The organism is Blastococcus sp. SYSU DS0828 (genome assembly GCF_054050975.1).
The window spans coordinates 172,439-193,400 of sequence record NZ_JBJHAK010000002.1 but is presented as its reverse complement, the minus strand read 5'-3'; the positions used below and the strand labels follow the sequence as shown (position 1 = coordinate 193,400).

The 20,962-nt window shown below is 74.0% G+C and carries 23 protein-coding genes and 1 tRNA gene; 12 read left to right on the top strand and 12 right to left on the bottom strand.

The features are described 5' to 3' along the window. Window positions 1-13: 13 nt before the first annotated feature. Window positions 14-490: a hypothetical protein gene (locus tag ACI79Q_RS02610; RefSeq protein WP_456614082.1), complete on the top strand. Its 477-nt coding sequence runs from the start codon at window positions 14-16 to the stop codon at window positions 488-490. Here ACI79Q_RS02610 and ACI79Q_RS02605 read toward each other — a convergent pair. From ACI79Q_RS02605 to ACI79Q_RS02595, 3 genes are all read right to left on the bottom strand, one after another. Next, the gene (locus ACI79Q_RS02605) at window positions 487-2,280 is read right to left on the bottom strand and encodes a prolyl oligopeptidase family serine peptidase (RefSeq protein ID WP_456599031.1); all 1,794 of its coding nucleotides are present in this window, start codon (window positions 2,278-2,280) and stop codon (window positions 487-489) included. The two genes, ACI79Q_RS02610 and ACI79Q_RS02605, sit on opposite strands and share 4 nt — an antisense overlap. A gap of 85 nt (window positions 2,281-2,365) precedes the next feature. Next, window positions 2,366-2,439 (bottom strand) — tRNA-Pro (locus tag ACI79Q_RS02600). 49 nt (window positions 2,440-2,488) lie between these two features. Continuing rightward, complete coding sequence (locus ACI79Q_RS02595) at window positions 2,489-3,400, bottom strand: metallophosphoesterase (RefSeq protein ID WP_456588212.1); 912 nt, start codon at window positions 3,398-3,400, stop codon at window positions 2,489-2,491. Between the two features lie 51 nt (window positions 3,401-3,451). Between ACI79Q_RS02595 and ACI79Q_RS02590 the strand changes: the two genes are divergently transcribed. Continuing rightward, window positions 3,452-3,904: a GatB/YqeY domain-containing protein gene (locus tag ACI79Q_RS02590; protein WP_456588211.1), complete on the top strand. Its 453-nt coding sequence runs from the start codon at window positions 3,452-3,454 to the stop codon at window positions 3,902-3,904. Between the two features lie 64 nt (window positions 3,905-3,968). Here ACI79Q_RS02590 and ACI79Q_RS02585 read toward each other — a convergent pair whose 3' ends face one another. The 3 genes from ACI79Q_RS02585 to ACI79Q_RS02575 are packed head-to-tail and all read right to left on the bottom strand — an operon-like array spanning window position 3,969 to window position 8,492. Next, on the bottom strand, window positions 3,969-6,242 hold the full coding sequence (locus tag ACI79Q_RS02585; protein ID WP_456599032.1) for a transglycosylase domain-containing protein: 2,274 nt from the start codon (window positions 6,240-6,242) through the stop codon (window positions 3,969-3,971). Window positions 6,243-6,282: 40 nt separating this feature from the next. Further along, a complete protein-coding gene (locus ACI79Q_RS02580; protein WP_456588209.1) occupies window positions 6,283-7,500 on the bottom strand; it encodes an ArsA family ATPase in 1,218 nt (405 codons plus the stop codon). Beyond that, a complete protein-coding gene (locus ACI79Q_RS02575) occupies window positions 7,500-8,492 on the bottom strand; it encodes an ArsA-related P-loop ATPase (RefSeq protein WP_456588208.1) in 993 nt (330 codons plus the stop codon). The genes ACI79Q_RS02580 and ACI79Q_RS02575 overlap by 1 nt, the downstream gene beginning before the upstream one ends. Window positions 8,493-8,586: 94 nt before the next feature. Here ACI79Q_RS02575 and ACI79Q_RS02570 point away from each other — a divergent pair, with 94 nt between their 5' ends. The 3 genes from ACI79Q_RS02570 (at window position 8,587) to ACI79Q_RS02560 (ending at window position 10,139) form a co-directional block, all read left to right on the top strand. Continuing rightward, a complete protein-coding gene (locus tag ACI79Q_RS02570) occupies window positions 8,587-8,757 on the top strand; it encodes a hypothetical protein (RefSeq protein WP_456588207.1) in 171 nt (56 codons plus the stop codon). Next, a complete protein-coding gene (locus ACI79Q_RS02565; protein ID WP_456588206.1) occupies window positions 8,754-9,224 on the top strand; it encodes a RidA family protein in 471 nt (156 codons plus the stop codon). The genes ACI79Q_RS02570 and ACI79Q_RS02565 overlap by 4 nt, the downstream gene beginning before the upstream one ends. A 126-nt stretch (window positions 9,225-9,350) precedes the next feature. Then, a complete protein-coding gene (locus ACI79Q_RS02560) occupies window positions 9,351-10,139 on the top strand; it encodes an NUDIX hydrolase (RefSeq protein WP_456588205.1) in 789 nt (262 codons plus the stop codon). A gap of 62 nt (window positions 10,140-10,201) precedes the next feature. Here ACI79Q_RS02560 and ACI79Q_RS02555 read toward each other — a convergent pair whose 3' ends face one another. Next, window positions 10,202-10,876, bottom strand: coding sequence for a Crp/Fnr family transcriptional regulator (locus tag ACI79Q_RS02555; protein WP_091929288.1), 675 nt, complete (start codon window positions 10,874-10,876; stop codon window positions 10,202-10,204). Between the two features lie 176 nt (window positions 10,877-11,052). After that, a complete protein-coding gene (locus ACI79Q_RS02550) occupies window positions 11,053-11,292 on the bottom strand; it encodes a hypothetical protein (protein ID WP_456588204.1) in 240 nt (79 codons plus the stop codon). Window positions 11,293-11,390: 98 nt separating this feature from the next. On the opposite strand from ACI79Q_RS02550, the gene nth reads away from it, so the two are divergent. The 5 genes from nth to ACI79Q_RS02525 are packed head-to-tail and all read left to right on the top strand — an operon-like array spanning window position 11,391 to window position 15,199. Continuing rightward, on the top strand, window positions 11,391-12,191 hold the full coding sequence (nth, locus tag ACI79Q_RS02545) for an endonuclease III (protein WP_456588203.1): 801 nt from the start codon (window positions 11,391-11,393) through the stop codon (window positions 12,189-12,191). After that, window positions 12,191-12,760: a TlpA family protein disulfide reductase gene (locus tag ACI79Q_RS02540; protein WP_456588202.1), complete on the top strand. Its 570-nt coding sequence runs from the start codon at window positions 12,191-12,193 to the stop codon at window positions 12,758-12,760. Before nth ends, ACI79Q_RS02540 begins: the two co-directional genes overlap by 1 nt. Continuing rightward, entirely contained in the window at window positions 12,757-13,518 is a 762-nt protein-coding gene (locus ACI79Q_RS02535) for an NUDIX hydrolase (RefSeq protein WP_456588201.1), read from the top strand. Before ACI79Q_RS02540 ends, ACI79Q_RS02535 begins: the two co-directional genes overlap by 4 nt. Next, the gene (locus ACI79Q_RS02530; RefSeq protein WP_456614081.1) at window positions 13,515-14,015 is read left to right on the top strand and encodes a plastocyanin/azurin family copper-binding protein; all 501 of its coding nucleotides are present in this window, start codon (window positions 13,515-13,517) and stop codon (window positions 14,013-14,015) included. Before ACI79Q_RS02535 ends, ACI79Q_RS02530 begins: the two co-directional genes overlap by 4 nt. 2 nt (window positions 14,016-14,017) lie before the next feature. Further along, window positions 14,018-15,199 carry a MarP family serine protease gene (locus ACI79Q_RS02525; protein ID WP_456595791.1) on the top strand — a complete coding sequence of 394 codons (1,182 nt, stop codon included), beginning with the start codon at window positions 14,018-14,020 and terminating at the stop codon, window positions 15,197-15,199. A 70-nt stretch (window positions 15,200-15,269) separates the two neighbouring features. On the opposite strand, the gene ACI79Q_RS02520 is transcribed toward ACI79Q_RS02525, so the two are convergent. From ACI79Q_RS02520 to acs, 3 genes are all read right to left on the bottom strand, one after another. Beyond that, window positions 15,270-16,196, bottom strand: a complete 927-nt coding sequence (locus tag ACI79Q_RS02520) for an alpha/beta fold hydrolase (RefSeq protein ID WP_456599035.1) — start codon at window positions 16,194-16,196, stop codon at window positions 15,270-15,272. Window positions 16,197-16,200: 4 nt separating this feature from the next. Next, window positions 16,201-16,701, bottom strand: a complete 501-nt coding sequence (locus tag ACI79Q_RS02515; RefSeq protein WP_456588197.1) for a phage holin family protein — start codon at window positions 16,699-16,701, stop codon at window positions 16,201-16,203. Window positions 16,702-16,866: 165 nt separating this feature from the next. Further along, the gene (acs, locus tag ACI79Q_RS02510) at window positions 16,867-18,816 is read right to left on the bottom strand and encodes an acetate--CoA ligase (protein WP_456588196.1); all 1,950 of its coding nucleotides are present in this window, start codon (window positions 18,814-18,816) and stop codon (window positions 16,867-16,869) included. 133 nt (window positions 18,817-18,949) lie between these two features. Between acs and ACI79Q_RS02505 the strand changes: the two genes are divergently transcribed. Together ACI79Q_RS02505 and ygiD are read left to right on the top strand one after the other, a co-directional pair. Further along, on the top strand, window positions 18,950-19,648 hold the full coding sequence (locus tag ACI79Q_RS02505) for a (2Fe-2S)-binding protein (RefSeq protein WP_456588195.1): 699 nt from the start codon (window positions 18,950-18,952) through the stop codon (window positions 19,646-19,648). 86 nt (window positions 19,649-19,734) lie between these two features. Further along, window positions 19,735-20,586 (top strand): 4,5-DOPA-extradiol-dioxygenase, encoded by an 852-nt coding sequence (gene ygiD, locus ACI79Q_RS02500; protein WP_456588194.1) that lies wholly within the window; start codon window positions 19,735-19,737, stop codon window positions 20,584-20,586. A gap of 83 nt (window positions 20,587-20,669) precedes the next feature. Here ygiD and ACI79Q_RS02495 read toward each other — a convergent pair whose 3' ends face one another. Next, the gene (locus ACI79Q_RS02495; RefSeq protein ID WP_456588193.1) at window positions 20,670-20,960 is read right to left on the bottom strand and encodes a helix-turn-helix transcriptional regulator; all 291 of its coding nucleotides are present in this window, start codon (window positions 20,958-20,960) and stop codon (window positions 20,670-20,672) included. Window positions 20,961-20,962: the final 2 nt, after the last annotated feature.

Here is a 20,962-nt window from a genome sequence, read left to right as displayed (position 1 = left end):
GCAGGATGGTCCCGTGAACTCCGCGGACCTGCCTGCCTCCCCGCAGCACGCCTGGCCGGGGCCTGACCTCTACACGCTGCGCGGGATGCTCGAGCTGGACCTGGCGCTCGAGCGCGGGGTGACGGTGGACGCCGCCCACGCCCTGCTGAGCGACGCCGTCGTCCACGCGTTCGGGCCGCGGTGGTACGAGTGGTTGACCGACGCGCTGGCCGCCGAGGGGCGGGACCCGGCACAGCTGTCCGCGCTCCTCACCGACGACCCCCTGGCCGAGCGGGTGCTGGCGGCGCTCCGGGCCCGGATGCTCGCCGACGAGGAGGCGCCGGACCCGCCGGACGAGGAGTTCGGCTGGTACGCCTACGCCCCCGGCGACCCGCGGGGGAGCCGGGGGCGGCTCCGCCGGGCGGTCCTGCGGCGGAGGGAGAGCGCCCGTCTGGCACTGCTCGCTCCACCGCGCCCCCGCGTGGCCGGCCGGCGGCGCCGGGACCGCTAGGGCCGCACGTGCCGCAGGGCGAAGGAGAGCGCGACCTCGACCTGCCGGATCGTCTCCTCGATGACCAGCGACCCGTGGCCGGCGTCGAACCGGTAGACCTCGTGCGGCTTGCCCAGCCGTTCCAGCTCGCCCAGGTAGTTGTCGATCTGCCGGATCGGGCAGCGCGGGTCGTTCGCGCCGGCCACCACCAGCACCGGCGCGGCGACGGCGTCCACGTAGGTGATCGGCGAGGAGCGCACGTAGACGTCGCGCACCTCCTCCGGTGACCCGCCGAACAGCGCCCGGTCGTAGGCCCGCAGGCCCTCCATCTCGTCCTCGTACGCCGCGAGGTAGTCGGCCACCGGCACCTCGGCGATCCCGGCCGCCCAGCGCTCCGGCTGGGTGCCCAGCCCCAGCAGGGTGAGGAACCCGCCCCACGAGCCCCCGGTGAGGAGCGCGCGGGCCGGGTCGACGACGCCCTCGGCCACCAGCGCGTCGTAGACCGCCCCGATGTCCTCGAGCTCGGTGAGCCCCGGGCGCCCCGTGAGCGCGTCGCGCCAGGCCGAGCCGTAGCCCGTGGAGCCCCGGTAATTCACGTGCACGACCGCGTAGCCGGCGTCGACGTAGGCCGCCCGGCGGGCGCGGTAGGAGTCGTCGTCGGCCGCCTCCGGGCCGCCGTGCACCAGGAACGCCGTCGCGAACGGGCCCTCACCGGCCGGGCGCACCAGCAGGGCGTGCACGTCGCCGCCCGGGCCGGGGACCCAGCGGTCCTCGACCGGGTAGGCGGCGGGCGGCTCCTCGTCGGAGACCGAGAGGACGACGGGGCCGTCGGCGCGGCGGATGACCGGCGGCCGCTCGGAGTTCGACCACGCCAGCTCCACCGTGCCGTCGGGGCGGGCGGTGGCGCCGCGGACGACGCCGGGCGGGGTGTCGAGCTTCTCCAGCGCGCCGGAGTCGAGGTCGTAGCGGTACAGCTCGCTGCGGGCGGCGTGGTCGTGGCCCACCAGCAGCGCGGAGCCGTCGGGGTACCAACCGGCGGTCACGTCGCCGGGCAGGTCGAGCACGATCTCCGTCTCGGTGTCGGCGGCGACGTCCCAGACCAGCAGCTCCTCGCGACCGCGCCGCTCGTGGCCGACCAGCAGCCGGCGGTCACCGGGGAGCGGGGCGAACTCCAGCGCGTGCAGCCCGCGTCCCTCGCCGTCCCACTTCTCCGCGACCACCGAGTCGTCGGCCGTGCGGAGCACCCGCAGCGCGGGGTAGCGCGGGTCGCCGTGCTCGGAGTGCGAGATGACCAGCAGCTCGTCGTCGCGGGTCAGCGCGTCCACCGAGGCGGGGTCGGGGTGCCGGTAGACCACCCGCGGCGTGCCTCCGGTGGGCGCCAGCCACAGCTCGCTGCCGTCGTCGGTGCTGCGGCCGATGGCCACCAGGTCCCGGCCGATCTCCAGTCCCGCCGGGTAGGCGGGCCCCACCTCGGGGACGGCGACGGTGTCCTCGCCGCCGGTGAACGGCTGGGTCATCCAGACGCCGAACTCGTCGCCGTCGGTGTCGGCGAACCACCAGATCGTGTCGCCGTCACGGTCCAGCGTCGCGATCAGCGTGCCGTTGGGCCGGTCGGTGACCCGGCGGTGGGTGCCGGTCTCCCGGTCCCAGGCGTACTGCTCCACGACGCCGCTGACGTCGGAGCTGTACAGGTTGCGGTGCGGTGCCTCCTCGGCCCAGTCCGGCAGCGACACCCGGGGTGCGCGGAACCGGGCCTGCCAGCGGGCGGTGACCTCGGGGGGAAGGGCGGGGACGGTCTGCTCGGCGGTCACGCCACCATCTTCGCAGCGCCCCGGGAACGACCGGTGCCCCGGGAACGACTCAGGGGCCGCCTTGCGGCGGCCCCTGAGCGGAGGGTCGGGGTGACAGGATTTGAACCTGCGGCCTCGTCGTCCCGAACGACGCGCGCTACCAAGCTGCGCCACACCCCGAGGTGCGTCGACGAGTCTAACGCTCCACTGCGCGCGCCCCGGCGGCGGGTCAGGACGGCCGTGCGGTGAGGGTCAGCAGCGTCGCCTCGGGCGGGCAGGCGAACCGCACCGGGGCGTAGGGGCTGGTGCCCAGGCCGGCCGACACGTGCAGCCAGGTGCCGGCCGGGTGCTCCGGCGTGGGGGCCGCCCAGCGGTGCAGCCAGCGCACCCGGTGGCGGTCGATGCCGCAGTTGGTGACCAGCGCCCCGTAGAACGGCACCCGCAGCTGGCCGCCGTGCGTGTGACCGCACAGCAGCAGGTCGTAGCCGTCCGCGGCGAAGCGGTCGAGCACCCGCGGCTCGGGGGAGTGGGCCAGCCCGATCCGCACGTCGGCGCTCCGATCGGCCGGCCCGGCGACCAGGTCGTAGCGGTCCCGCTTCAGGTGGGAATCGTCGACGCCGGCGAAGACGATCCGCCGCCCGCCCACGGTGAGCTCACCGGCGGCGTTGGTGAGGTCCAGCCAGCCGCGCTCGCGCATGCCGTCGCGCAGGTCGCGCCAGGGCAGCTCGTCGCCGTGCACCCGCTTGTGGTCGCGCTTGAAGTACTTGAGCGGGTTCTTCGGGCGCGGGGCGTAGTAGTCGTTGCTGGCCAGCACGAAGGCGCCGGGCCGGTCCAGCAGCGGGTCCAGCGCGCGCAGCGTCGGCGGCACCGCGTCGAACCCCGCGAGGTTGTCCCCGGTGTTGATCACCAGGTCGGGCTCGAGGGCGGCGAGGCCCGCGACCCACTCCTGCTTGCTCCGCTGCCCGGCGGTCATGTGCAGGTCCGACAGCTGCAGGATCGTCAGCGGCGCCGAGCCCGGGGCCAGCACGGGCACCTCGAACCGGCGCAGCGTCCAGCGCGTGCGTTCGTAGAGGCTCGCGTAGGCGGTCACGGCCGCGCCCGAGGCGACGGCGGCGGTGGGGACGGCGGTGTACCAGCGCACCCGCCGAGCCTACGGGCGCACCCCGGCGCGGCGTCGTGCGAGGCTGGACCCGTGCCCGACCTCAAGGAACAGCTGCGCGCCGACCTGACCACCGCCATGAAGGCCCGTGACGAGCTGCGCACCGCCACGCTGCGCATGGTGCTCGCCGCCGTCAGCGCCGAGGAGGTGTCGGGCAAGGAGGCCCGCGAGCTCACCGACGACGAGGTGCAGGCCGTGCTCCGGCGCGAGGCGAAGAAGCGCCGCGAGGCGGCCGAGGCGTTCGGCTCGGCCGGTCGCGCCGAGCAGGCCGCCCGCGAGCGGGCCGAGGGCGAGATCCTCGCGGACTACCTGCCGGCTCAGCTGGACGACGCCGACCTGGCCGCGATCGTCGCCGACGTCATCTCCCGGACCGGCGCCTCCGGCATGAAGGACATGGGGAAGGTCATGGGCGCGGCGAACGGCGTGGTCGCCGGCCGGGCCGAGGGCTCGCGGGTCGCCGCCGAGGTCCGCCGCCAGCTCGGCTGAGCCTCGCGCGACGGGAACGACGAAGGGCCGGACCTCTCGGTCCGGCCCTTCGTCGTCGCTCCGGTCAGTTCGTCGGGAGGTCCCCGGTCGGCTCCGGTGCGGTCGTGCCGGCGTCGGCCGGCGGCGGCACCTGGGGCTCCACCTGGGGCTCCACCGGCGGGGGTGCCGGCGTCTCGGGCTGCACGGGCGGCGGGGAGGTGGTGCCTCCCGTGGTGCCCGTCGTGCTCGACCGGTCCGCCGAGCGGCTCGACGTGGTGCCGGACCGGGAGACGCCGGCCCCCTGCGGGGCGGCGTCGACGCCGCGGCCGGCGTACTGGGGATCGGCGGGCGGGAACTCGGCCGCCGGCTGGTTGGTCAGGATCGGTGCCATCGCGGCCCGCCAGATGCCGGCAGGGAGACCGCCGCCGTAGCTGCCGACGTCGTTGGTGTCCCGCGGGCGGAACACCATGACGCTGGCGGTGTACTCCGGCGTCGAGCCCACGAAGGCCACCGAGTCCCGCTCGTTCACCGTGCCGGTCTTGCCGGCGATCTGGTGACCGGGGATGTGGGCCCGGGCGCCGGTCTGCAGCCGGTTCCCGGGCTCGACGTCCTTGATCATCATCTGGTTCAGCGTGTCGGCGATGCCGGGCTCGATGACCTGCTCGCAGTCGTCGCCCTTCACCACCGGCTCGCCGTCCTCGCCGGTGAGCGGCTCGCCGTTCGGGGTGGTGATCGACAGCACCGGCGTGGGCGTGCACTTGACCCCGCGGGCGGCGATCGTCGCGTAGGCGTTGGCCAGGTCGAGCGGGCTCACGCCATCGGTGCCGTAGGCGAAGGACGGGCGGTTCTCGTCGATGATCTGCTGCGCCGGCGTCTGGGTGACCGAGTAGTCGAAGGTCATGCCCAGCCGCTCGGCCATCCGCACCGCCGGCTCGATCCGGCCCAGTGCGTCCTCCAGCGCGAGGAAGTAGGTGTTGGAGGACATGTAGAGCGCCTGCGTCATGGTCAGCGTGCGCGGGTACGAGCTGCCCACGTTGCCGATCGAGTAGGGCTCGATGCGCTGGGTCTCGGGGTCGTAGCTCTCGTAGACCTTCGACCGGTAGGGCTCGCTCGTGGTGATCGTGTGGCTGGCCGGCAGACCCATCTCCAGGGCGGCCGCGGCGACGAAGGTCTTGAAGGTCGACCCGGAGCCCTTGGTGGGGACGGTCGCGAAGTTCACCGACTCGCACTCGGGGCCGTCGCAGCCGTAGCGGCGGTTGACGCTCATCGCGAGCACGTGCCCGGTGCCGGGCTGGACGACGTCGTAGACGCCCACGGTGTCGGCGCCCATCGCCACGGTGTCCAGCACGGCCTGGTCACCGGCGGCCTGCATGTCCGGCCGTAGCGTCGTCTGGATGGTCAGCCCGCCCTTGTCCAGCTGGGCCTTCGTCAGACCGAGCTCCTGGATGAGGTACTGCCGGGTGAAGTCGCAGAAGAAGCCGCCGATCGCGGCGTCGATGCAGCCGTTCGGGGGCGCCTGGCCCGGAGCCACCTCCACCGGGGTGGGGGTGATCTCGGCCAGCTGCTCCGCGCTGACGTGACCCAGGTCGTGCATGCGCTGCAGCACCTGGTTGCGCCGGATCTGGGCGTTCTCCGGGTTGTTGATCGGCTCGTCGTAGAACGGCTTCTGCACCAGCCCGGCGAGCATGGCCGCCTGCGGGAGGGTGAGGTCGGCGGCGTTCACGCTGAAGTAGCGCTGGGCGGCGGCCTGGATGCCGTAGGCGCCCTGCCCGAAGTACACGATGTTCAGGTACCGGGTGAGGATCTCGTCCTTGGAGTAGGTGTCCTCCAGGGCGAGGGCCAGGCGGGCCTCCCGCAGCTTGCGGCCCACGGTCTGGGCGTCGGCGGCGTCCCGGTCCTCCGGCGTGGTGGCCGTCTGCAGCAGGGTCTGCTTCACCAGCTGCTGGGTCAGGGTGGAGCCGCCCTCCTGGACCTCGCCGGCGGCGACGTTCTTCACCAGCGCCCGCATCGTGCCCTGCACGTCCAGGCCGTTGTGGTCGTAGAACCGGGAGTCCTCGATGTCGACGAGCGCCTGCTTCATGACGTCGGCGATCTGGTCGGAGGTGACCGGCGTCCGGTTGTGCTCGTAGAAGTTCGTGATCAGCTGCCCGTCGGCGGCGAGCACCCGGGTGACGCCGGCCGGCGTCTTGTCGGTCAGCTCCACCGGCAGGGCGTCGAGCAGCGACACGGAGTTGCGTGCCGCCAGGCCGGTGCCCCCGATCCAGGGCAGCATGAGTCCGGCCAGCAGTGCGCCGGCGACGACGATCGTCGCGGCGAGCTTGGCGAGCAGACGGGTCCGGACACGCGCGTTCTCCGACATCGCGGCCAGGGTACGTCGACCGGACGGGTGAGCGGAGCGCTCAGCCGCGGCGCGCGGGCAGGACGCGCGTCCGCGGCGTGCCGGTCGGCGTGTCGTGGTCGGGGCCGGTGAGGGCGTCGGCCATCATCCGCAGCCCGTCGAGGTCGTGGACGTCCCCGGCGGCGGCCGGCACCGTGCGCAGCGCGACGTCGGGGTGGGCGCTGGTGAAGCGGTCGGCCAGGTGCTGCTCCCGGCTCGCGAGCTGCATCCGGTCCGCGTGCACCCGCAGCGCCGCGGCCGCGAGCGCCGCGCCCTCGTCACCGCTCTCGGCGACCTCCTCGGCGGCGCCTTCCGCGCGGGTCGCCGACAGCGCCGTGGTGGCCGGGGGGTGCGTCCGGTTGACGACCAGTCCGGCCAGCGGCATCCCCTCGGCCGAGAGCCGGTCGACGAAGTAGGACGCCTCGCGCAACGCGTCGGGCTCCGGCGCGGCGACCACCACGAACGACGTGCCGGGGCGGCGCAGCAGCTCGAACGTCGCCGTCGCGCGCTCGCGGAACCCGCCGAACATGGTGTCCAGGGCCGCGACGAAGGCGGAGATGTCGCGCAGCAGCTGGCCACCGAGGATCTTGCTGACGATCCGGCTGAACAGCAGGAACCCGGCGCTGGCGAACTTGAAGCCGGCCCGGCTCGGCGCGATCAGCAGCCGGATCATCGTGCCGTCGAGGAACCGGCCCATCCGGTTGGGGGCGTCGAGGAAGTCCAGCGCCGACCGCGACGGCGGGGTGTCGACGATGATCAGGTCCCACCGGTCGCTGGCGCGCAGCTGCCCGAGCTTCTCCATCGCCATGTACTCCTGCGTGCCGGCGAACGACGAGGAGAGCGCCTGGTAGAAGGGGTTGTCGAGGATCTGCTGCGCGCGCTCGGGCGTGGAGTGAGCGGTGACGATGTCGTCGAACGTCCGCTTCATGTCCAGCATCATCGCGTGCAGCTCACCGGTCGCCCCAGGGACGTCCACGCGCCGCGGTTCGTTGTCCAGCTCGGTGAGCCCCAGGGACTGGGCCAGCCGCCGGGCCGGGTCGATGGTGAGGACGACGACGGTGCGCCCGGCCTCCGCCGCGGCCAGCGCCAGCGCCGCGGACGTCGTCGTCTTGCCCACCCCGCCGGCGCCGCAGCAGACGACGATGCGGGTCTGCCGGTCGGCGATCAGCGCGCCCAGGTCCATCGCCGGGGCCTGCCGGGGCGCCCGGGTGCGCGGCGCGGTGGCCGTGCCGGCGGCCATCAGGCGGCCACCTCCGTGCGCAGGTGCTCCTCGAGCCGCCCCGCCAGCTCGAACAGGCAGCCCAGGTCCATCGGGCCGGGCAGCAGCGGGATCTCGAGGCTGGGGCGGTCCAGCTCCGCGACCTGGGCCCGCAGGGCGTCCTGCGCCGCCCAGCGGCGGGCGTGCTCCACGACCTCGGCGACCAGCGCCTCGGCCAGCTGCTCGGCGCCCGGCAGGTGCGCGGCGTCCAGCGCGGGTGCGAGGTCGGCCCCGGTCAGCTCGCCGGCCGCCGCGCGGGACAGCGCGGCCGGTGGCAGCACCGGCTCGGTCGCCATGTTCACGATCACCGAGCCGATCGGCAGCCCGGCCGCCTCGAGCTCCGCGATGGCGTCCGCCGTCTCCTGCACCGGCATGTCCTCCAGGATCGTCACCAGGTGGACCGCCGTCTGCGGGGAGCGCAGCACCGCCATGACGCCGTCGCTCTGGGTCTTGATCGGACCGGAGCGGGCCAGCTGCGACATCTCCCCGGTGACGCCGAGGAAGCGGGTGATCCGGCCGGTGGGCGGCGCGTCGACGACGACGGCGTCGTAGACCAGCCTGCCGTCCCGCCGCCGGGTGACCGCCTCCTTGATCTTGCCGGTGATCAGCACGTCGCGGAGGCCCGGCGCGATGGCGGTGGCGAAGTCGATGGCGCCCATCTTCCGCAGCGCCCGGCCGGCCCGGCGGAGGTTGTAGAACATGTCGAGGTAGTCGAGGAGCGCCTCCTCGACGTCGATGGCCAGCGCCTTGACCTCGCCCCCGCCGCGGGCGACGGCGACCCGGCGCTCCTCGTAGGGCAGCGGCGGGGTGTCGAACAGCTGGGCGATGCCCTGCCGGCCCTCGGTCTCCACCAGCAGCACCGAGCGCCCGTCGGCGGCGAGCGCCAGGGCCAGGGCGGCGGCGACGGTGGTCTTGCCCGTCCCTCCCTTGCCGGTGACCACGTGCAGGCGCGGGGCGGCGGGATCTGGGCTCACCTGTCCCAGCGTAGGAGCAGGCGACGGGGACGGCCTGCCCGTGCCAGGTGGCGTGACGGGCATCGCGTCCGGCGGCTGCGCTAGCGTCGCGGTCATGAGCGAAACCGCCCGCCAGAAGTGGGAGTACGCGACCATCCCGCTGCTCATCCACAACACCAAGGCGATCCTCGACTCCTGGGGCGTCGACGGGTGGGAGCTGGTGACCGTGCTCCCCGGGCCCGGTGGGCCCGAGCAGCCGGTCGCCTACCTCAAGCGGCCGGTATGACGGCCCCGGCTCCGGGCTGGCACGCCCGGCTCGCCGAGCTGGGCATCCGGCTGCCCCCGGTGGCCGCTCCCGTCGCCGCCTACGTGCCGGCCGTGCGCACCGGCTCCCTGGTGTTCACCTCGGGGCAGCTGCCGTTCGTCGACGGCGGCCTGCGCCGCACCGGCAAGGTCGGCGGGTCGGTCGACGTGGAGGCCGCCGCGGCCGACGCGAAGGTCTGCGCGCTGAACGCGCTGGCCGCGATCGACGACCTCGTGGGGCTGGACGCGGTGGCGCGCGTCGTCCGCGTCGTGGGCTACGTGGCCAGCGTCGAGGGCTTCACCGGTCAGCCCCGGGTGGTCAACGGCGCCAGCGAGCTGCTCGGCCGGATCTTCGGCGACGCCGGTCAGCACGCCCGCAGCGCCGTGGGGGTGGCCGAGCTGCCGATGGGTGCCCCCGTGGAGGTCGAGCTCACCGTCGAGCTGCGATGACACCGCGATCCTCCGCATCGCACCGCGGCCAGGTGCCATCCGTCGTTGCGCTGAGCGTGTCCCGGTCCCTCGCCGGGAGGTCCTCCGGACCCCCGCTGCTCGTAACCGACGACTGCGTCGTGCGGCATGCCTGAGCCGAAGCAGGCCGCGACGGTGCTGCTGCTGCGGGACGGCGCGCCCGGGCTCGAGGTGTACCTGCTGCGCCGCACGAAGGGCATGCCCTTCGCCGGTGGCATGACCGCCTACCCGGGCGGCGGCGTCGACCCCCGGGACGGCGACACCGAGATCGGGTGGGCCGGGCCCGCGCCCGCGCAGTGGGCGACCGCCTTCGGCTGCGACGAGCGGACCGCCCGGGAGCTCGTGTGCGCCGCGGTGCGCGAGACGTTCGAGGAGGCCGGCGTCCTGCTCGCCGGGCTGCCCGACGGGACCGTCGTTCCGGACGTCTCGGGGGAGGACTGGGAGGACCAGCGCCAGGCCCTGCTCAGCCGCGAGCTGTCGCTGGCCGGGCTCCTGGCCGGTCGGGGGCTGGTGCTCCGGTCGGACCTGCTGCGGCCGTTCGCGCACTGGATCACCCCACCGGTCGAGCCGCGGCGCTACGACACCAAGTTCTTCGCCGCCGCGCTGCCGGTCGGGCAGGAGGCGCGCGACGTCTCGGGGGAGGCCGACGAGGCCGCGTGGCTGGCACCCGCCGCCGCGCTCGCCGAGCTGGAGGCCGGCACCCGCCCGATGCTGCCGCCGACGTCGCACACGCTCGGCCAGCTGGTGGCCTTCCCCGACGTCGCGGCCGCCCTGGCCGGCTCGCCGCCAGAGCCCCTGCAGCCGATCAGCCCGCGTTTCGAGGAGACGCCCGACGGCCGCTGGGCGGTGCTGCCCGACGGCACCCGCATCCGGCTGGCCGTGCCGCTCCCCTCGTGAAGCGGTGAACGCGAGAGGCCCAGAACCGATGCGGTTCCGGGCCTCTCGCGTTCAGGCGTGCGTCAGCGCGCGCGGCGGCGCAGGCGCTCCTCGTCGAGGACGACGACGGACTTGCCCTGCAGCTGGATCCAGCCGCGGTGCACGAAGTCCGCCAGCGCCTTGTTGACCGTCTCGCGGGAGGCGCCGACCAGCTGGGCGAGCTCCTCCTGGGTGAGGTCGTGCTTCACGCGCAGGCCGTCGGTGTCGCGGCTGCCGAAGCGGTCGGCCATCTGCAGCAGCGCCTTGGCCACGCGGCCGGGGACGTCGGTGAAGATGAGATCGGCGACCGAGTCGTTGGTGCGGCGCAGGCGCCGGGCCAGCACGCGGAGCAGCTGCTCGCCGATCTCCGGGTGCGCCTCGATCCAGGGCAGCAGCACCGACTGCGGCATCCGGGCCAGCTTCACGTCGGTGACGGCGGTGGCGGTCGCGGTACGCGGACCGGGGTCGAAGACCGACAGCTCACCGAACTGGTCGGAAGGTCCCATGACCGCGAGCACGTTCTCCCGGCCGTCGGGCGACCGACGGGAGAGCTTGATCTTGCCGGTCATGACGATGTAGAGGCTGTCGCCGGGCTCGCCCTCGTTGAAGACCACCCGGCCCCGGGGGAGGGTGATCGTCTCGAGGCGACTGATGACGGGGTCCACCGCGTCCTCGGAGAGCCCCTGGAAGAGCCCCGACTGAGCCAGCACCTCGTCCACTGCACGTCCTCTCGCACTGTCCTCGGACGCAGGGGTGCCCGCGTCCGGAGCGAGTCTAGGCGGCTGTGCGGTCAATCACCCGTTCGGTGGGCGGCCGCGTCCCCCCATGGAGCGAGTGGCCTCCCTGCAGGGGCCCGCCGCGAGCGTGCGAGCGGTGGGGGCAGGGAGGTCCTTCCTCAGACCAGCGGGGGGTTCTGCGAGCGCCGGACGCGGTGGCGGCGACGGCGCCAGCGGAACAGCGCCCGCCGGATGCCCGAGGTGGCGAGCGTGTCGACCTCGCCGGGCGTCGCGGTGTCCAGGAACTCGCTGACCTCGCGGGGGGACGCCGGGCGGCGGAGGGGCTCCTCGACCCGCTCCATCACCAGCAGGAACGCGATCAGCAGCGGTGGGAACAGGATGACACTGAGGGCGACCATCCCGACCTCCTCTGCGTCGTCGGCGGAACGGGGAAGCGGTCCGTCCTCGATCATGGCACGCCGGGAGAGGGTCAGCAGCTCCGCATACCCTCGACCGCGTGTCCGCACCCGCGTCCTCACCGGCCTACGCACGCCCCGCCCGGGCCCGGCGCCCCACCGCAGCCGCACTGACCGGGGCGTCGCCGTACGACCCGGCGGAGACGCCGCTGGCCCGCACCCGCCGGGCCCGTCGCATGGCCCGCGAGCTGGCCGCGATCCATCCCGACGCCCACTGCGAGCTGGACTTCACCAACGCCTTCGAGCTGCTGGTCGCCACGGTGCTGTCCGCGCAGACCACCGACAAGATGGTCAACAAGGTGACGCCCACGCTCTTCGCGCGGTATCCCGACGCGGTCGCCCTCGCCGGCGCCGACCGGGAGGAGCTGGAGACCATCCTCAAGCCCACCGGCTTCTTCCGGGCCAAGGCGAACTCGGTGCTGGGGCTGAGCCAGGCCCTGGTCGAGCGCTTCGACGGCGAGGTGCCCGCCCGGATGGCCGACCTGGTGACCCTGCCGGGCGTCGGGCGCAAGACGGCGAACGTCGTGCTGGGCAACGCCTTCGGTGTCCCGGGGCTCACCGTCGACACCCACTTCGGCCGGCTGGTGCGCCGGTTCGGCTGGACCGCGGAGGAGGACCCGGTCAAGGTCGAGGCGGAGATCGCGCAGCTGGTGCCGAAGAAGGAGTGGACCGACTTCAGCCACCGGGTGATCTTCCACGGCCGGCGCGTGTGCCACGCGAAGAAGGCGGCGTGCGGCGCCTGCGGCCTGGCGCAGTGGTGCCCCTCGTTCGGCATCGGCCCGGTCGACCCCGAGGTGGCTCTGAAGCTCGTGAAGACCCCCTCCGCCTCGGACACCGAGTGATGCGCCGGGTCCTGGCCGCCGCCGGGGCGGCGCTCGCGCTGCTGATGGCCGGCTGCACCGCCGAGGAGCAGCCCGAGGCCACGCCCGCGACGACCGCGGCCCCGTCGTTCACGCCGTGCCCCGACCAGCCCGACGTCGAGGCCGCCGGGGCCGAGCGACTGCCGGCGCTCGCCTTCGACTGCCCCGGCGGTGGTTCCCTCGACCTGGCCAGGGCACCGGGCGTGCCGACGGTCGTGAACCTGTGGGGAAGCTGGTGCTCGCCGTGCCGGGAGGAGATGCCGGTCCTGCAGGAGTTCGCCGACCTCGCCGGCGACCAGGTGCGGGTGGTCGGGGTGATCAGCAAGGACGGGCTGCCGCAGGCCGGCTCGTTCGCCGAGGACGCCGGCGTCACGTTCCCCAGCGCCTACGACCGGACCGGGGAGCTGATGGCCGAGCTCGGGATCAACTTCCTGCCCTTCACCTACTTCGTCGACGCCGGCGGCGCGCTGGTGCACACCGAGGCCGGCGCGGTCGCCTCGGTGGACGAGCTCCGCGGCCTCGTCGCGGACCACCTCGGGGTGCAGCTGTGACCGCCGGGGCGGCCACCGACGGCCTGCCCGAGTACCTGCTCCGGCTGCTGGAGCGGGCCGACGACCTCCCGCTGCGCCACCGCATGCCGCAGGCCACCGCCACCGCCCGCCGCTCGGCGGTCCTCATCCTCTTCGGCGAGGGCCCGGCCGGGCCGGACATCCTGCTGATCGAGAAGTCCGCACACCTGCGCAGCCACGCCGGGCAGCCCGCCTTCCCGGGCGGCGGCGTCGACCCGGGCGACGACTTCCCGGTGGGCACGGCGTTGCGCGAGGCCCACGAGGAGGCCGGGATCGACCCCGACGGCGTCCGGGTCCTCGCCACCCTGCAGGAGCTGTTCCTGCCGCCGTCGAACCGGCTCGTCGTGCCGGTCGTGGGCTGGTGGGACGACCCGCGCGACGTCACGGTCGGCGACCCGCACGAGGTGGCGCGGGTCGCCCGGGTGCCGCTGGCCGACCTCGTCGACCCGGCCAACCGCTACCGCGTCCGGCATCCGGCGGGCTTCGTCGGGCCGGCGTTCGGCGTGGCCGACATGGAGGTGTGGGGCTTCACCGCCGGCCTGCTCGACGCGATCCTCGAAGCCGCCGGGCTGGCGCAGCCGTGGGACGCCACCGACGTGCGGCCGATCCGCCCGGAGCGGCTGCGCCCGTACACGCTGCCGGGCTCGGGGGACGACGACCCCGCCGGCGATTCCGCCGCGCCGACCGTCGCCGATCCCGCGCCCGGCGTCGCCCCGGCGCGTACGGTTCGGCCCCGATGAGCGGTGAAAGGACCACCTCCTCCCCGTCCCTCGCCGGCTCGGGGCGGGGCCCGGGAGGCGGCCAGGACATCGGCGGGAAGGTCGTGGCGGTCGTCGCGGTGCTGGTCCTGCTGGTGACCGGCTGCGGTGGCGCCGGGGGGCAGGAGGTGACCGCGGCGCCAGTCGCCGAGGGGCTCGGTGAGGTGACGATCGCCGACGACGGCGTCCAGGAGGTCACCCTCCAGACCCAGGACGACTACGTGTTCACCCCCGACCGGTTCACCGTGTCGCCGGGGCGGGTGCGGCTGACCCTGGTGAACGTCGCCGAGCAGATGCCGCACAACCTCGAGTTCACCGACGAGGAGCTGCCCGAGCCGATCGACGCCGGGATCTCGATGCTCGCCGCGGGCGAGGAGAAGACGATCGAGTTCGAGGTGTCGACGCCGGGGGAGTACCCGTTCTCCTGCACCTTCCACCTCCAGCTGGGGCAGGTGGGCACGATGACGGTCAGCGGGTAGCGGTGTCCCTGGTCGACCTCCTGCTCATCATGCTGGCGCTGCTGTTCGCGCTGTCCGGGTTCCGGCAGGGCCTCCTGGTCTCGGCCACCTCGATCGTCGGCTTCCTGGCCGGGGCGGTCCTCGGGGCCCAGCTGGCGGGGCCGGTGGCCGACCGGATCGACGGCTCCAGCGTCAGCCGGGTCTTCGCCGCGCTCGTGGTGGTGCTCGCCGGCGCGCTGCTGGGCCAGATCCTGGCCGGGGCCGCGGGCCGGGCGCTGCGGTCCCGCGTCACGTGGGAGCCGGCCAAGATGGTCGACTCCGTGGCCGGCGCGGTCGTCTCGGCGGCGGCGGTCCTGCTGGTCGCCTGGATGGTCGCCTCACCGCTGGCGAGCTCGCCGTTCCCCGAGGTGGCCGGCCAGGTCCGCCAGTCGGCGCTGGTGCAGGCCGTGGACCGGGCGGTCCCCGACGAGGTCCGCACCGTCTACGAGGACCTGCGGGAGGCGATCGACCGGCGGGGGCTGCCCGACGTCCTCGACCCGCTCACCCCCACCCAGGCGCGCGACGTCCCGGCGCCCGACCCGGCGCTGCAGGAGAGCGCGGTGGTCGCCTCGGTGCAGGGGTCCGTGGTGCGGATCCGTGGGGTGGCGCCGTCCTGCTCCCGGCAGATCGACGGGTCCGGTTTCGTCTACGCGCCGGAGCGGGTGATGACCAACGCCCACGTGCTGGCCGGCGTCACCGCGCCGGTGGTCGTCGCCGAGGGCAGGGAGTACGACGCGATCCCGGTCGTGGTCGACGAGGAGATCGACGTCGCGGTCCTCGCGGTGCCGGGGCTGCCGCAGGTGCCGCTGTCGTTCACCCCGCAGCCGGCCGATTCGGGCGACGACGCGATCATCATGGGCTACCCGGGAGGTGGACCGCTGTACGTCGGTGCCGCCCGCGTGCGGGACCGCGGCGAGATCAGCGGTCCCGACTTCCGCAACACGCAGACCGTCGTCCGCGACGTCTACGCCCTGTACGGACAGGTGCGCGCCGGCAACTCCGGTGGCCCCCTGTTCGCCCCCGACGGCAGCGTCCTCGGAGTCGTGTTCGCCTCGGCGATCGACGACCCGCAGACCGGCTACGCGCTCACCGGACCGGAGGTCGCCGCGGCCGCCGATGCGGGCAGCGTCGCGCGCACCGAGGTGGCGACGGGCTCCTGCGAGTAAGAGGACCCCGCTGCCCCCCACCACTCGCTTCGCTCGTGCCGGGTCCCTGCAGCGGGGCCGTTCCAGCGGGTCACTTGGCCCAGTCGGCGATGGCCCGGGTGACCTCGTCGGGGGCCTCCTCCTGCGGGAAGTGGCCGACCCGGGGCAGCTCCCGCCACTCGTAGGCCCCCGCCACGTAGCGGCCGGACCCGCGCGCCGTACCCGGCAGCACGTACGGGTCGAGCGCACCGTGCAGCTGCAGGGTGGGCGCCGTGATCGGGGCCGCCATCCGCCGGGCGTACCGGAGACCGTCGGGCCGCAGCTGGGACCGGCCGGCCCAGCGGTAGTACTCCATCGCCCCGTACGCGGCCTGCGGGATGCGCGCCGCCGCGCGGTAGCGGTCCACGGCCGCCGCGAACTCCGCGGTGCGCGCCCACTCCGGCCCGGCCCAGCGCTGCATCAGGTCGGCCACCGGGTCGTCGTCGACCCGGGTCAGCCGCCGTTCGGGCAGCCGGGGCACCTGGAAACCGAGCGCGTGGCGCATCGCCCGGCGCTGGCGGCGGTCGGCCATACCGGCCCGCAGCAGCCGGGGGTGGGCCATCGACACCACGACCAGCCGGCGGACCACCCGCGGGTGCAGCGCGGCCGCCGTCCAGCCCAGCAGGCCGCCCCAGTCGTGGCCGACGACGACCGCATCGCGTTCCCCGAGCGCCCGCACCAGCGCCGCGACGTCGGCGGAGAGGGTCGGCAGGTCGTATCCGCGAGGTGGCTTGTCGCTGGCCCCGTAGCCGCGCAGGTCCGGCGCGACGACCCGGAACCCCGCCCCGGCCAGGGCCGTGAGCTGGGCGCGCCAGGTCCACCAGAACTGCGGGAAACCGTGGAGCAGCAGCACGAGCGGCCCGTCACCGGCCTCCGCCGTGTGCAACCGCACCCCGTTCGCGGAGATGTCGCGGTGGGTCCAGGGCCCCGGCAGCAGCACGCTGACGGCGTCGGGACGGCCGTCCGGAGGGACGGTCACCGAGTCAGACCCGGTAGGTCTCGTTGCCGCGCAGCTCCACCTTGCCGCCGTTCACCACGGGGACGTCGCGGTGGCGCGCGCCGGGCGCCTCGCGGTGCATCACCTCGGGCAGCTCGCGCAGCGACTCGATCGTCCGCTCGGGCTTCTCGATCTTCTTGATCAGCCGCTTGCCGATCAGTGCGAGCACGCCGGCGACGAGCAGCAGCACGACCCAGACGATGAGGTAGGACAGCCAGCGGGGCACGCCCAGCGCGGTGAGCCCCTCGGCGAGGGCGATGAAGAGGAAGAACATCGAGAAGCCGGCGACGACGCCCGCCGCGCCGAACATCCCGCCGCCGATGGCGCCCTTCTTCGCGGACGTGCCGATCTCGGCCTTGGCCAGCTCGATCTCACCGCGCACCAGCGTCGAGACGTCGGCCATCGCGCTCTGCACCAGCGTGCCGATCGAGGGCTCGGCCGCCGCGCTGCTCCCGTCGGTTCGGGTCGTCGACACACTGTGGGCCACGGGTGGCTCCTCCTTCGGTGGAACTGCTGGTCGGGACGATCGTGCCCCATGGCCAGCGGGACCGCGTCCCGGTGCCTGCAGACGCGGTGGGGCGGGAGGGCATAGGAGGCTCTACCTGCGTGCCCGGGGTCCGAGGCGCAGGTAGAGCTTCCTATGCCTAGGAGGTCAGCCCTCCGCGGGAGTGGCGGGCAGCTTCTCCTTGATCATGTTCATCACCGACGAGTCGGTCAGCGTGGTGACGTCGCCCAGCTCGCGGTTCTCGGCGATGTCGCGCAGCAGCCGGCGCATGATCTTCCCGGACCGGGTCTTGGGCAGCTCCTGCACCACCATGATCTGCCGCGGCTTGGCGATCGGGCCGATGTCCTTGGCGACGTGCGTCTTGAGTTGCTGGACCAGCTCGTCGCCGGAGTCCTCGGCGTTCCCCCGGAGGATGACGAACGCGACGATGCCCTGGCCGGTGGTCGGGTCGCTGGCCCCGACGACGGCGGCCTCGGCGACCGTCGGGTGGCCGACCAGCGAGGACTCGACCTCGGTGGTGGAGATGCGGTGGCCCGACACGTTCATCACGTCGTCGACCCGGCCGAGCAGCCAGATGTTGCCCTCGGCGTCCTTCTTCGCGCCGTCACCGGCGAAGTAGACGTTCTTCCCGAAGCGCGACCAGTAGGTGTCGACGTACCGGTCGTCGTCCCCCCAGATCGTGCGCAGCATCGACGGCCACGGCTCGGTGAGCACGAGCAGCCCGGTGGAGTCGTCGGTGAGCTCGTTGCCCTCGTCGTCGACGACCTTGGCGGAGATGCCCGGGAACGGGTGCTGGGCGGAGCCGGGGGTGAGGGTGGTGACGCCGGGCAGGGGCGTGAGCATGTGCGCCCCGGTCTCGGTCTGCCACCAGGTGTCCATGATCGGGCAGCGGCCGCCGCCGATGTGCTCGTGGTACCAGAGCCAGGCCTCGGGGTTGATCGGCTCGCCGACCGAGCCGAGCAGCCGCAGGGAGGTCAGGTCGAAGCCGGCCGGGACCTCCTCGCCCCACTTCATGAACGTGCGGATGACCGTGGGCGCCGTGTAGAGGATCGTGACGCCGTACTTCTGGATCAGCTCGAACCAGCGGCCGCGGTGCGGGGTCTCGGGTGTGCCCTCGTACATCACCGAGGTGGCGCGGTTGGCCAGCGGCCCGTAGACGATGTAGCTGTGGCCGGTGACCCAGCCGACGTCGGCCGCGGTCCAGAAGACGTCGGTGTCGGGCTTGAGATCGAACGTGGCCCAGTGGGTGTAGGCGACCTGGGTGAGGTAGCCGCCGGACGTGTGCAGGATGCCCTTCGGCTTCGCCGTCGTCCCCGACGTGTACATGATGTACAGCGGGTGCTCGGCGTCGAAGAACTCGCACTCGTGCTCGGCGGACTGCCGGCCGACCACGTCGTCCCACCACAGGTCGCGGCCCTCGGTCCACTCCACGTCCTGCTCGGTGCGCTTGACCACGACGACGTTGCGGACACCGGGGCTGCGGCCCACCGCGTCGTCGACGGCGGGCTTGAGGGCGCTGGGGGCGCCGCGGCGGTACCCGCCGTCGGCGGTGATGACCAGGACGGCGCCGGCGTCGTCGAGCCGGCTCGCCAGGGCGTCGGCGGAGAAGCCGCCGAAGACCACCATGTGCACCGCGCCGATCCGGGCGCAGGCGAGCATCGAGATGATCGCCTCGGGGATCATCGGCAGGTAGATGGCGACCCGGTCGCCGGCCCGCACACCGAGCTCGGTCAGGGCGTTGGCGGCCCGGCAGACCTCGTCCTTGAGCTGGGCGTAGGTGATCGTCCGGGTGTCGCCCGGCTCGCCCTCCCAGTGGTAGGCCACCTGCTCGCCGTGGCCGTCCTCCACGTGCCGGTCCACGCAGTTGTAAGCCACGTTGAGCCGGCCGCCGACGAACCACTTCGCGAACGGCGGGTTGCTCCAGTCGAGCACGGTGTCCCACTCCTGGTCCCAGCTCAGCCGTCGCGCCGCGGACTCCCAGAACGCCAGCCGGTCGCGGGCGGCCTCCTCGTACACCTCGGGGCCCACGTTGGCCTGGGCGGCCAGGGCCTCGGGCGGCGCGAAGGTCCGGCCGTCCAGCTGGGGCGTCTCGCTCATGTGGTCCTCCCGGGTCCGGTGCCGCGGTGGGCCCGCGGCCGTGCAACGTGTGCCACGACACACCGTATGGCGGACAGTGCTCCGGCGTCTGCCCCACGCGAGCCCCCGAGCGACGACCGGCCACACTGGGCCGGTGAGCGGTCGCCAGGCGCAGGTCGCGGCCCGGATCCCGGGTGCGGCGGCGCTCGGCCTGGTGCCCCCGGAGGGCGCCCCGGTCGTTCCGGCGACCGCGTTCGCCGACCGGGTGTGGCTGACCGACCTGCTCGCCGGCCGGGCCCGCGGCGGCAGCCGCCGGGTGCACGCCACGGTGTGGTGGTACTCGGCCTCCGCCGTCCTCCTGGCGCCGCTGCTGGCCGGGCTCGCGGTCGGGCGTCCGCTCTCCGGCCGCCTCCCCGACGTCGCCGTTGCCCTGAGCCCGGGCGGTCTCCCGCTCGCCGCCGTCTCCTCGCGGGGGGACGACGACCCGGCGGCGGGGCTCCGCGAGACGCTCGGCGACGTCGTCCCCGCCCTGGCGGACGTCGCCGGGATGCGCGAGCGGCCGCTCTGGGCGATCGCCACCGACTCGCTGGCCAACGGGCTGCTGGGCCTCGGCCGCGCGCTGGGCGACGTCCCGGCGGTGACCGCGCTGGCCGCGCCGCTGGCCCGGGCGGTCGGCGCGCCGCTGCCGGCTCCCCGCTACGTCGACGTCGGCGGTGCGCGGTTCACCGCCCGGGTGTCCTGCTGCCTGGTGGACCGGCTGCCGCCCGGTGCGAGGTGCCTGTCCTGCCCCCGCCGCCCCCCGGCGGAACGGCAGGTGCTCCTCGAGGACGCGGCCACCCGGCTGCCGGGCTGATCCGTCGCTGTCGGTGCCGCGACGACGTCGCACCGCGAGGCTTCGCGCGAGATGATCGACGGAGGCGACGAGAGCGGAGGTCAGCGATGCCCGTGATGCCCGCCGCGTTCCTCGGCCACGGCAACCCGATGAACGCGCTGGAGAGCAACCGCTACACGGAGGCCTGGCGGGCCTTCGGGCGGTCGGTGCCCCGGCCCCGGGCCATCCTGGTGATCTCCGCCCACTGGTACGTGCAGGCGACCGCGCTCACCGCGATGCCGCGGCCGCGCACCATCCACGACTTCTTCGGCTTCCCGCGGGAGCTGTTCGACGTCCGGTACGAGCCCCCGGGCCTGCCGGAGCTGTACGACGAGGTGGCCGACATCGTGCACCCGACGTGGGTGGGGGCCGACCTCGACAGCTGGGGCATCGACCACGGCGCGTGGTCGGTGCTGGCACACGCCTTCCCCGACGCCGACGTCCCGGTGGTGCAGCTGTCGATCAACGCGCTCAAGTCCTTCGACTACCACCTCCAGCTCGGGGCGGCGCTGGCGCCGCTGCGCGAGGACGGGGTGCTGGTCATCGGCAGCGGCAACGTCGTCCACAACCTCGGCGGGGTCAGCCGCGCGCTGCCGGACGCCGGGTTCGACTGGGCGCAGCGGTTCGACGAGGCGGCGAAGGAGTGCATGCTGACCGACCCCACCGACGTCGGCCGTCTCGACGGGCACCGCGACTTCGACCTCGCCGTCCCGACGCCGGACCACTTCCTGCCGCTGCTCTACGTGGCCGGCATGGCGGGCGCGACCGACGCGCCGGTGGACGTGCTGGTCGACGGCTACGCCTACGGCTCGCTGTCGATGACCGCCTACACCGTCGGCATGGACGCCCCGGAGGCGGCGGGGTCGGGCGTCGCCGCGGCGCTGCCCGACGGCCCGCCCCCGGACGGCGCCAACATCTGATGGACCACCGACCAGGCATAGGAAGCTATGCATGCGTTTCCGGCGCGAGAACGTATGCATAGCTTCCTATGCCCAGTGGGTCGCTATGCGGTGCGGGGCTCCTCGTCGGCGGGGCGGTGCAGATCGGTGATCCGGGGGAAGGGGCGCGTCGAGAAGACCGCCTCGACCGGTACGCCGAAGAACTCGGCGATCCGCAGGGCCAGGTGCAGGCTCGGGTTGTACTCGCCGCGCTCCAGGTAGCCGACGGTCTGGTAGTGGACGCCGAGGGCGTCGGCGAGCTCCCGCCGGGTCACCTGCTGCTCGGCGCGCAGCAGCGATATCCGGTTGTGGACGGCGTCGCCGGAACGGTCGCCGGCGGGGCGATCAGGAGCCACCG

Bases quoted from the DNA above. Each gene is read 5' to 3' on its own strand.
- ACI79Q_RS02585 (WP_456599032.1), bottom strand. From the start codon at position 6,242: ATGTCGGAGAACGCGCGTGTCCGGACCCGTCTGCTCGCCAAGCTCGCC.
- ACI79Q_RS02580 (WP_456588209.1), bottom strand. From the start codon at position 7,500: ATGGCCGCCGGCACGGCCACCGCGCCGCGCACCCGGGCGCCCCGGCAG.
- ACI79Q_RS02570 (WP_456588207.1), top strand. From the start codon at position 8,587: ATGAGCGAAACCGCCCGCCAGAAGTGGGAGTACGCGACCATCCCGCTG.
- ACI79Q_RS02565 (WP_456588206.1), top strand. From the start codon at position 8,754: ATGACGGCCCCGGCTCCGGGCTGGCACGCCCGGCTCGCCGAGCTGGGC.
- ACI79Q_RS02560 (WP_456588205.1), top strand. From the start codon at position 9,351: ATGCCTGAGCCGAAGCAGGCCGCGACGGTGCTGCTGCTGCGGGACGGC.
- ACI79Q_RS02550 (WP_456588204.1), bottom strand. From the start codon at position 11,292: ATGGTCGCCCTCAGTGTCATCCTGTTCCCACCGCTGCTGATCGCGTTC.
- ACI79Q_RS02540 (WP_456588202.1), top strand. From the start codon at position 12,191: ATGCGCCGGGTCCTGGCCGCCGCCGGGGCGGCGCTCGCGCTGCTGATG.
- ACI79Q_RS02530 (WP_456614081.1), top strand. From the start codon at position 13,515: ATGAGCGGTGAAAGGACCACCTCCTCCCCGTCCCTCGCCGGCTCGGGG.
- acs (WP_456588196.1), bottom strand. From the start codon at position 18,816: ATGAGCGAGACGCCCCAGCTGGACGGCCGGACCTTCGCGCCGCCCGAG.
- ygiD (WP_456588194.1), top strand. From the start codon at position 19,735: ATGCCCGTGATGCCCGCCGCGTTCCTCGGCCACGGCAACCCGATGAAC.